Below are 8,509 nucleotides of genomic sequence, written 5' to 3'. Positions count from 1 at the left end.
CGCCCCCGGCGATGGGCCGCAAAGCGGCCCCAAGTCTCTAATGCCCGTGGCTGCGCCCCACATGGGAATGCTCGATCTCCGGCACCGACACCGCCCCATTCGTCTCCAACTGCTGCAAGATCGCGCACTCCGCCCCCTGCGCATTGCACTGCTGCCGCAGTTCCACCAGTTGTGCCTGCAGTGCCACCAGCCCATCGATCCTCGCCTGCACATGCTCGATATGCTCGTCGATCAGCGCGTTGACGCTGCCGCATGAGCCGTCGGGGCTGTCGCGCAGATTCAACAGGCTGCGGATTTCGTCCAGGGTCATGTCCAGGGTGCGGCAGTTGCGGATGAAGGTCAGGCGCTCGACGTGGGCCTGGGTGTAGAGCCGGTAGTTACCGTCGCTGCGGGCAGGTTCCGGCAGCAGCTGTTCGCGCTCGTAGTAGCGGATGGTCTCCACGGCGCAGTCGGTGGCCTTGGCCAGTTCTCCGATCTTCATGGCAAATCTCCTGCAAAGGGCTTGACCCTATAGTGGCTACAGGGTGTTCACTTGGCAACAACCCACTCTGTGGATCTCTACAGAGGCCAGCGCTCAGTTAAGGATGATTCCATGAACCAGCCTGTCAGCCCCGACCACAAGCATGATCACGCCCATGACCTCGATCATGGCCACGCGCCCCACGCCCACGGCTGCTGCGCCAGCAAGGCCGCCCCGGCCCTGGTGCAGCTGACCGAAAAGGCCAGTGGCCAGGCGCAGCTCAGCCGCTTCCGCATCGAGGCCATGGACTGCCCCACGGAGCAGACCCTGATCCAGGACAAGCTGGGCAAGTTGGCCGGTATCGAGCAACTGGAATTCAACCTGATCAATCGTGTGCTCGGCGTGCGCCATACCCTCGAGGGCACCGCCGAGATCGAGCGGGCCATCGATAGCCTGGGCATGAAGGCCGAACCCTTGGCCGCCGAGGATGATGGCGCCGCCAGTGCGCCCCAGGCCAGCAAGACCCGCTGGTGGCCGCTGGCGTTGTCCGGTGTTGCGGCGATCGCCGCCGAAATCGTGCACTTCTCCGGCAAGGCACCGGAGTGGGTGGTCGCCGCGCTGGCCCTGGCGGCCATCCTCGGCTGCGGTCTCGGTACCTACAAGAAGGGCTGGATTGCCCTGAAAAACCGCAACCTCAATATCAATGCGCTGATGAGTATCGCCGTGACCGGCGCCGTGCTGATCGGCCAGTGGCCGGAAGCGGCCATGGTCATGGTGCTGTTCACCGTTGCCGAACTGATCGAAGCCCGTTCACTGGACCGCGCGCGCAATGCCATCGGCGGGCTGATGCAGCTGGCTCCGGACATGGCCACCGTGCAACAGGCCGATGGCCAGTGGCGCGAGGTCGAGGTGCGCGAGGTGGCAATCGGCGCACGGGTGCGGGTGCGCCCGGGCGAGCGTATCGGCCTGGACGGCGAGGTGGTCAGTGGCCAGTCCAGTGTCGACCAGGCGCCGATCACCGGGGAGAGCCTGCCGGTCGAGAAGGCGGTCGGCGACAAGCTGTTCGCCGGCACCATCAACCAGGCTGGCGCGATGGAATACTGCGTCACGGCCGCCGCCGGTCAATCGACCCTGGCCCGCATCATCAAGGCCGTCGAAGAAGCCCAGGGCGCCCGTGCGCCGACCCAGCGCTTCGTCGACCAGTTCTCGCGCATCTACACACCCGTGGTGTTCGCGGTAGCGCTCGCCGTGGCGCTCATCCCGCCGCTGTTCATGGCCGGTGCCTGGTTCGACTGGATCTACCGTGCCCTGGTGCTGCTGGTGGTGGCCTGCCCGTGCGCGCTGGTGATCTCCACCCCGGTGACCATCGTCAGCGGCCTGGCCGCGGCGGCACGCAAAGGCATCCTGATCAAGGGCGGTGTGTACCTGGAGGGCGGGCGCAAGCTGGACCTCCTGGCCCTGGACAAGACCGGCACCATCACCCACGGCAAGCCGGTGCAGACCGACAGCAAGGTGCTCGACCCACTGTTCGAAGGCCGCGCCCAGGCCCTGGCCGCGAGCTTGGCTGCCCGTTCCGACCACCCGGTGTCGGGTGCCATCGCCCTGTTCGCCAAGGGCCAGGATCTGGTTCTGAGCGAAGTCACCGAGTTCGCCGCCCTGGCCGGTCGCGGTGTGCGCGGTGATATCGAGGGCCAGACCTACCACCTGGGCAACCATCGCCTGGTGGAGGAACTCGGCCTGTGCTCCCCGGAGCTGGAAGCGCAGCTGGATGTGCTGGAGCGCCAGGGCAAGACCGTGGTGCTGCTGCTCGACCGCTCCGGCCCGCTGGCGTTGTTCGCCGTGGCCGACACGGTCAAGGACAGCAGCCGCCAGGCGATTGCCGAGCTGCACGCGCTGGGTATCAAGACGGTCATGTTGACCGGCGATAATCCCCACACCGCCCAGGCCATTGCGGCCCAGGTGGGGATCGACCGCGCCGAGGGCAACCTGCTGCCTGCGGACAAGCTCGCCAGCATCGAGAACCTGTACGCCCAGGGGCATCGTGTCGGCATGGTCGGCGATGGCATCAACGACGCGCCGGCCCTGGCCCGCGCCGAGATCGGCTTTGCCATGGCTGCCGCCGGTACCGACACCGCCATCGAGACCGCCGATGTGGCGCTGATGGACGACGACTTGCGCAAAATCCCGGCCTTCGTCAGGCTGTCGCGCCAAAGCGCGGCGATCCTCACCCAGAACATCGTGTTGGCCCTGGGGATCAAGGCAATCTTCCTGGCTATCACCTTCGCCGGCATGGCCACCATGTGGATGGCGGTATTCGCCGACATGGGCGTGAGCTTGCTGGTGGTGTTCAACGGTCTGCGCCTGTTGCGCAAATAACGCCTGCGGCGTGATAAAGAGGTCCTGCCAATGCTGAGCGCCGAGCTCAAAGCCTTCTACATGGTGGCCCGCCTGGGCAGCATCACCCTGGCGGCGAAGAAGCTCGGGCTCAGCCAGCCCACGGTGACCACGCAGATCCGCAACCTCGAGGGCCAGTACAACGTCGAGCTGTTCTACCGCGGCGGCCGGCGCCTGGTGTTGAGCGAGGAGGGCGTGCGCCTGCTGCCGATGGTCAAGGCGCTGCTGCAGCAGGAAGCCGATATCGAGTTCGAGTTGCGCAACAGCGGCCAGGCCCAGGGCAGCCTGCGCATCGCCGCCACCGCGCCGTACTACATCCTCGACCTGGTGAAGATCTTCCGCGAGCGCCTGCCGCAGGTGGAGGTGGCGGTGGAGATCGGCAACTCGCAGCAGGTGCTGGAAATGCTCGAGGACTACCGGGTGGATATCGCCGCCTCGTCGCAATTGCTCGAAGACGCACGCCTGGTACGCCGGGTGCTGGGCAGCGACCCGCTGGTGGTGGCGGTACACCGCAATCATCCGCTGGCCCAGCGTCAGGCCGTGTCCATCGATGTGGTGGCCGGGCATTGTCTGCTGACGCGCGAGCAAGGCTCCACCACGCGCAAGCTCACCGAGCAGATGATGCAGGACGCCAACGTGAAGCCCGGTGCGCAACTGGAGATCGGCAGCCGAGAGTCGATCCGCGAGGCGGTGCTGCGCAACATCGGGATCAGCATCATTGCTCGCCATGAGGTGCCGCATAATCCCGAGCTGCGGGTGCTGGCGCTGGACGACGCGCCGGTGATGCACGAGTACCTGTACTGCCTTAAAGAGCGGCGCCAGGCGCGATTGCCGGCGGCGTTCCTGGGGGTGGCGCAGGAGGTGGTTGGATCGCAATTCTGACAGGGCCCAATCGCGGGGCCACTACAAAATCTGCCTATACCACTATCACCCGCTTTTGCCCCAACGCCACAGAACCTTCGCACAGCCTGCCTAGCATGGCCCCCATCGCTTCGATGAGGACCTGCCATGAACCACGTCACCCCGGGCGCACAGATGAAAGTGCGCGGCATCCACAAACGCTTCGGCGCTTTCACTGCGCTCAACGACGTGTCCCTCGACATCGCCGCTGGCGAGCTGGTGTGCCTGCTCGGTCCCTCGGGCTGCGGCAAGACCACCCTGCTGCGTTGCATCGCCGGCCTCGAGCGCCAGGACCGCGGCACGCTGTACATCGGCGACCGCGATATCTCCGAGCTGCCGCCCCAGGCCCGTGACTACGGCATCCTGTTCCAGTCCTACGCGCTGTTCCCCAACCTCACCGTCGAAGCCAACATCGCCTATGGCCTGACCAGCAGCAACCGCGAGGCCTCGCGCCAGCGGGTGAGCGAGATGCTCGAGCTGGTGGGCCTGGCCGGCAGTGAGAAGAAGTACCCCGGCCAGCTCTCCGGCGGCCAGCAGCAGCGCGTGGCCCTGGCCCGCGCCTTGGCGCCGTCGCCCTCGCTGCTGCTGCTCGACGAGCCCATGTCGGCCCTCGACGCCCGTGTTCGCGAGCATCTGTGCACCGAGCTGCGCCAGCTGCAACGCCAGCTGGGCATCACCACGCTGATGGTCACCCACAACCAGGACGAGGCCATGCTGATGGCTGACCGCATCGCCGTGATGAACAACGGCCAGGTCGAGCAATACGCCACGCCCCAGGAAATCTACGACCAGCCGGCCACACCCTTCGTCGCGGAGTTCGTCGGCCAGGGCAACTGGCTGCCGTTCCGGCGCAGCAGCAATAGCCACGCCCAGGTCGGTGGCATGCACATGCGTCTGGCCGACAACGCCAGCGCCGTCAGCAGCGGCCGACTGTTCTGCCGGCCCGAGGCGATCACCGTCAACCCGGTGGTGCACGAGGAAAACCTGTTCCCGGCCAAGGTTCGGGAAGTCACCTTCCTCGGCAACCGATGCCGCATGAGCTTCGAGCTCGAAGCCCTGCCGGGCCATGCGCTGCTCGCGGAGCTTGCGCCCGAAGCCATGCCGCGCCTGGGTTCGCAGGACATCTGGGTGGCCCTGCCGCCGCAGAGCCTGCAGGTGTTCGCCTGAGATGGCCGCGCCCATGACCCTGCCGCTCACTCACGGCAACGACAGGCCACGCACCGGCGTCGCCCTGGGGGACCGACTGTTCGTCGTCGGTGGCAAGAGCCTGTTGCTGGGCCTGCTGGTGCTGGCGGTGCTGCTGCCGTTGCTGGCGATCTTCTGGCGTGGCTTCAGCACTGAAGCCGGGCAGGGCGGGGGACTGCTGGCCGCCCGCGAACTGTTTGCCAGCGCGAACTTCCACTGGCTGCTCGGCAACAGCCTGTCGGTAGCCCTCACCGTTGCCGCCATCGTCGTGCCGCTCGCCTACCTGTTCGCCTATGCCCTGCAACGCACGCTGATCCCGGCCAAGGGGCTGTGGCGCGGCATTTCGCTGCTGCCGTTGTTGGCGCCGTCGATGCTGCCGGCGATCGCGCTGGTCTATCTGTTCGGTAACCAGGGCCTGCTGCGCGGGCTGCTCAGCGACAACATCTACGGCTTCTGGGGCATCGTGCTTGGCGAGGCCATCTACACCTTCCCCCATGCGTTGATGATCCTGCTCTCGGCGCTGTCACTGGCCGACGCACGGCTGTTCGATGCCGCTTCGAGCATGGGCGCGGGGCCTGCCCGGGCATTCTTCAGCATCACCTGGCCGGCCACGCGTCAGGCGGTGTTCGCGGCGTTCTGCCTGGTGTTCACCCTGACCATCACCGACTTCGGCGTGCCGGTAGTGGTCGGTGGTGATTACCAGGTGCTGGCGCTGGAAGCCTACAAGGCGGTGGTCGGCCAGCAGCAGTTCGGCCGTGGTGCGCTGATCGGCATGGTGCTGCTGGTGCCGGCGCTGCTCAGTTTTACCGTGGATGCCTGGCTGCGCCGCCGCCAGGGCGAGGCCATGAGCGGCCGCGCCCAGGTGTTCGAGCCCAAGCCGTCGAGGCTGCGTGATGGCTGCTACCTGGCCATCGTGTTGCTGGTCTGCACGGCGCTGCTGGCGGTGATCGGCATGGCGGTGTACTCGTCGCTGGTCAAGTTCTGGCCGTACAACCTGTCGCTGTCGCTCAAGCACTACATGTTCGAAGACACTGCCGGCGGCGGCTGGCTGGCCTATCGCAACAGCGTGACCATGGCCATCGGCACCGCGCTGATCGGCAGCGTGGTGATCTTCACCGGTGCCTACCTGATGGAGAAGACCCAAGGCCAGCGCCTGCTCAATCAGCTGCTGCGCCTGCTCAGCTTCATCCCCATGGCGGTGCCCGGCCTGGTGCTGGGCCTGGGCTACGTGTTCTTCTTCAACCTCAACGGCAACCCGTTACACGTGTTCTACGGCAGCATGGCGCTGCTGGTGGTGTGTACCATCGCCCACTACCTGACCACCGCGCAGATGACCGCCACCACCGCCCTGCGCCAGCTCGACGGTGAGTTCGAAGCCGCCGCGCTGTCGCTCAAGGCGCCGCTGTACAAGCACTTCGTGCGGGTCACCGTGCCGATCTGCCTGCCCGCGCTGCTGGACATCATCCGCTACCTGTTCGTCTCGGCGATGACCACCGTGTCGGCGGCGATCTTCCTCTACAGCCCCGACACCATCCTCGCCGCCGTTGCCGTGCTGAACATGGATGACGCCGGCAACGTGGGCGGCGCCGCTGCCATGTCGACCCTGATCCTTTTGACCAGTGCCGCCGCCTCCCTGCTGCTGGCCGGCGCTTCGCGCGGCCTGCTGCGCCGCTCCCAGGCCTGGCGCCAACGCGCTCCCGGCCATTGACCGACTGCCCATACCAATAGGAACCGCATCATGTTCAAGCCCCTCGCACTTGCCGCTGCCGTATCCGCCGTGTTCAGCCTGCAGGCTTCGGCCGCGACCCAGCTGACCGTCTACACCGCCCTGGAGGCCGAGCAGCTCAAGAGCTACAAGCAGGCCTTCGAGAAGGCCAACCCGGACATCGAGATCAAATGGGTGCGCGACTCCACCGGCATCATCACCGCCAAGCTGCTGGCCGAAAAAGAGCGCCCACAGGCTGACGCCGTGTGGGGCCTGGCGGCCTCCAGCCTGGCCATCCTCGACCAGCACGGCATGCTTGAAGCCTATGCGCCGAAGGACCTGGGCAAAATCTCGCCCAACTACCGCGACGCCGCCAATCCACCGGCCTGGGTGGGCATGGACGTGTGGGCCGCGACGATCTGCTTCAACACTGTCGAAGCCGAGAAGCAGGGCCTGAGCAAGCCGGTGAGCTGGCAGGACCTGACCAAGCCTGAGTACAAGGGCAAGATCGTCATGCCCAACCCGGCCTCGTCCGGTACGGGCTTCCTCGATGTGAGCGCCTGGCTGCAAACCTTCGGCGAGCCTCAGGGCTGGGCCTACATGGACGCACTGCACCAGAACATCGGCCAGTATGTTCATTCCGGCTCCAAGCCATGCAAGCTGGCGGCGGCAGGTGAGTTCCCGATCGGCATCTCGTTCGAGTACCCGGCCGTGCAGCTCAAGCGCCAGGGCGCACCGCTGGACATTGTCCTGCCCAAGGAGGGCCTGGGCTGGGAGATCGAGGCCACGGCGGTGATCAAGGGCTCGCCGAAAGCCGATGCCGCCAAGCGCCTGGCCGACTTCTCCGCCAGCCCTGCCGCCATGGAACTGTACAAGGAGAACTTCGCGGTGCTCGCCGCCCCCGGCATCGCCAAGCCGCAGACCGAACTGCCGGCCGACTATGAGCAGCGCCTGATCAAGAACGACTTCGCCTGGGCCTCGAAGAACCGCGACCAGATTCTCGCTGAGTGGCGCAAGCGCTACGACGGCAAGTCGGAGAAAGTCGCCCAGCAGTAAGGCCCTCATCGCGGGGCAAGCCGGCTTCTACACTCAAGAAGCGGGCCTGCCCCGCGATGGCGTCAGCCCAGGCAACGCAGGAGCCCACGCAATGCCAACTTCTTCCCGGATCATCGACGACACCTTCGCCCTGTACGAGCGTCATGGCAGCGCCGACTACATCGGCGAGGCCATCACCCAGCTCGAGCACATGTCCCAGGCAGCCCAACTGGCCATGGCCGAAGGCTACGACGACGAAGTGATCCTGGCCGCCTTCTTCCACGACATCGGCCACCTGTGCGAGGGCGAGGACATGGGCGGTTATGGCGTCGTTAGCCATGAGCGCATTGGTGCCGAATATTTGCGCCGGTGTGGTTTCAGCGAGCGGCTGGCCAGGCTGGTGCAGTACCACGTTGAGGCCAAGCGCTACCTGACCTTGCGCCAGCCCGGATACTACGACCGTTTGAGTGAAGCCAGCCGACGCACCTTGGCGTACCAGGGTGGAGTGATGAACGATGCCGAAGCCGATGCGTTCGAGGCCGACCCGCTGTTCGGGGTCAGCCTGCGCCTGCGCGAGTGGGACGAGATGGCCAAGCAGGTCGGGGTGCCAGTGATGGATCTGCAAGTGTTGAAGGCAAAGGCATTGGCCGTGCTCTGAACAATCTGGCGATTCTCCCTGCTGCAAGATCCCGCATCACTTCTCCCGGTGTTTGCTCCGTTCCTCTCCCCATACTTCTCATCCTGGCAGCCCGCTTGTCGTAATGGTGGGTATGGTGTTGATAATTGTCTTTCGGTGGTTATACTAACCACCGATCGGCCGGCCCAAGGAA

The 8,509-nt window shown here is 65.8% G+C and carries 7 protein-coding genes; 6 read left to right on the top strand and 1 reads right to left on the bottom strand.

What is annotated here, in order from left to right; all coding sequences use genetic code 11:
- Positions 1 to 37: 37 nt before the first annotated feature.
- On the bottom strand, positions 38 to 481 hold the full coding sequence (cadR, locus tag AC3WL2_RS07930; RefSeq protein ID WP_023630699.1) for a cadmium resistance transcriptional regulator CadR: 444 nt from the start codon (positions 479 to 481) through the stop codon (positions 38 to 40).
- Positions 482 to 592: 111 nt separating this feature from the next.
- Here cadR and AC3WL2_RS07925 point away from each other — a divergent pair, with 111 nt between their 5' ends.
- The 6 genes from AC3WL2_RS07925 to AC3WL2_RS07900 all read left to right on the top strand — a co-directional run bounded on the left by AC3WL2_RS07925 (position 593) and on the right by AC3WL2_RS07900 (position 8,337).
- Complete coding sequence (locus tag AC3WL2_RS07925) at positions 593 to 2,836, top strand: heavy metal translocating P-type ATPase (RefSeq protein ID WP_102681833.1); 2,244 nt, start codon at positions 593 to 595, stop codon at positions 2,834 to 2,836.
- Between the two features lie 30 nt (positions 2,837 to 2,866).
- Complete coding sequence (locus AC3WL2_RS07920; protein ID WP_102681832.1) at positions 2,867 to 3,736, top strand: LysR family transcriptional regulator; 870 nt, start codon at positions 2,867 to 2,869, stop codon at positions 3,734 to 3,736.
- Positions 3,737 to 3,862: 126 nt separating this feature from the next.
- Entirely contained in the window at positions 3,863 to 4,921 is a 1,059-nt protein-coding gene (locus AC3WL2_RS07915) for a putative 2-aminoethylphosphonate ABC transporter ATP-binding protein (protein WP_102681831.1), read from the top strand.
- 1 nt (position 4,922) lies between these two features.
- Positions 4,923 to 6,647: a putative 2-aminoethylphosphonate ABC transporter permease subunit gene (locus AC3WL2_RS07910; protein WP_102681830.1), complete on the top strand. Its 1,725-nt coding sequence runs from the start codon at positions 4,923 to 4,925 to the stop codon at positions 6,645 to 6,647.
- A gap of 30 nt (positions 6,648 to 6,677) precedes the next feature.
- Positions 6,678 to 7,700: a putative 2-aminoethylphosphonate ABC transporter substrate-binding protein gene (locus AC3WL2_RS07905; RefSeq protein WP_102681829.1), complete on the top strand. Its 1,023-nt coding sequence runs from the start codon at positions 6,678 to 6,680 to the stop codon at positions 7,698 to 7,700.
- Positions 7,701 to 7,791: 91 nt separating this feature from the next.
- Positions 7,792 to 8,337 (top strand): phosphonate degradation HD-domain oxygenase, encoded by a 546-nt coding sequence (locus AC3WL2_RS07900; RefSeq protein ID WP_102681828.1) that lies wholly within the window; start codon positions 7,792 to 7,794, stop codon positions 8,335 to 8,337.
- Positions 8,338 to 8,509: the final 172 nt, after the last annotated feature.

The organism is Pseudomonas sp. FW305-96, assembly GCF_058783825.1.
This window is presented reverse-complemented; position numbering and strand designations above follow the sequence as displayed.

Coding starts and splice junctions, on each gene's coding strand:
- AC3WL2_RS07905 (WP_102681829.1), top strand. CDS start 6,678: ATGTTCAAGCCCCTCGCACTTGCCGCTGCCGTATCCGCCGTGTTCAGC.
- AC3WL2_RS07920 (WP_102681832.1), top strand. CDS start 2,867: ATGCTGAGCGCCGAGCTCAAAGCCTTCTACATGGTGGCCCGCCTGGGC.
- AC3WL2_RS07900 (WP_102681828.1), top strand. CDS start 7,792: ATGCCAACTTCTTCCCGGATCATCGACGACACCTTCGCCCTGTACGAG.
- cadR (WP_023630699.1), bottom strand. CDS start 481: ATGAAGATCGGAGAACTGGCCAAGGCCACCGACTGCGCCGTGGAGACC.
- AC3WL2_RS07910 (WP_102681830.1), top strand. CDS start 4,923: ATGGCCGCGCCCATGACCCTGCCGCTCACTCACGGCAACGACAGGCCA.
- AC3WL2_RS07915 (WP_102681831.1), top strand. CDS start 3,863: ATGAACCACGTCACCCCGGGCGCACAGATGAAAGTGCGCGGCATCCAC.
- AC3WL2_RS07925 (WP_102681833.1), top strand. CDS start 593: ATGAACCAGCCTGTCAGCCCCGACCACAAGCATGATCACGCCCATGAC.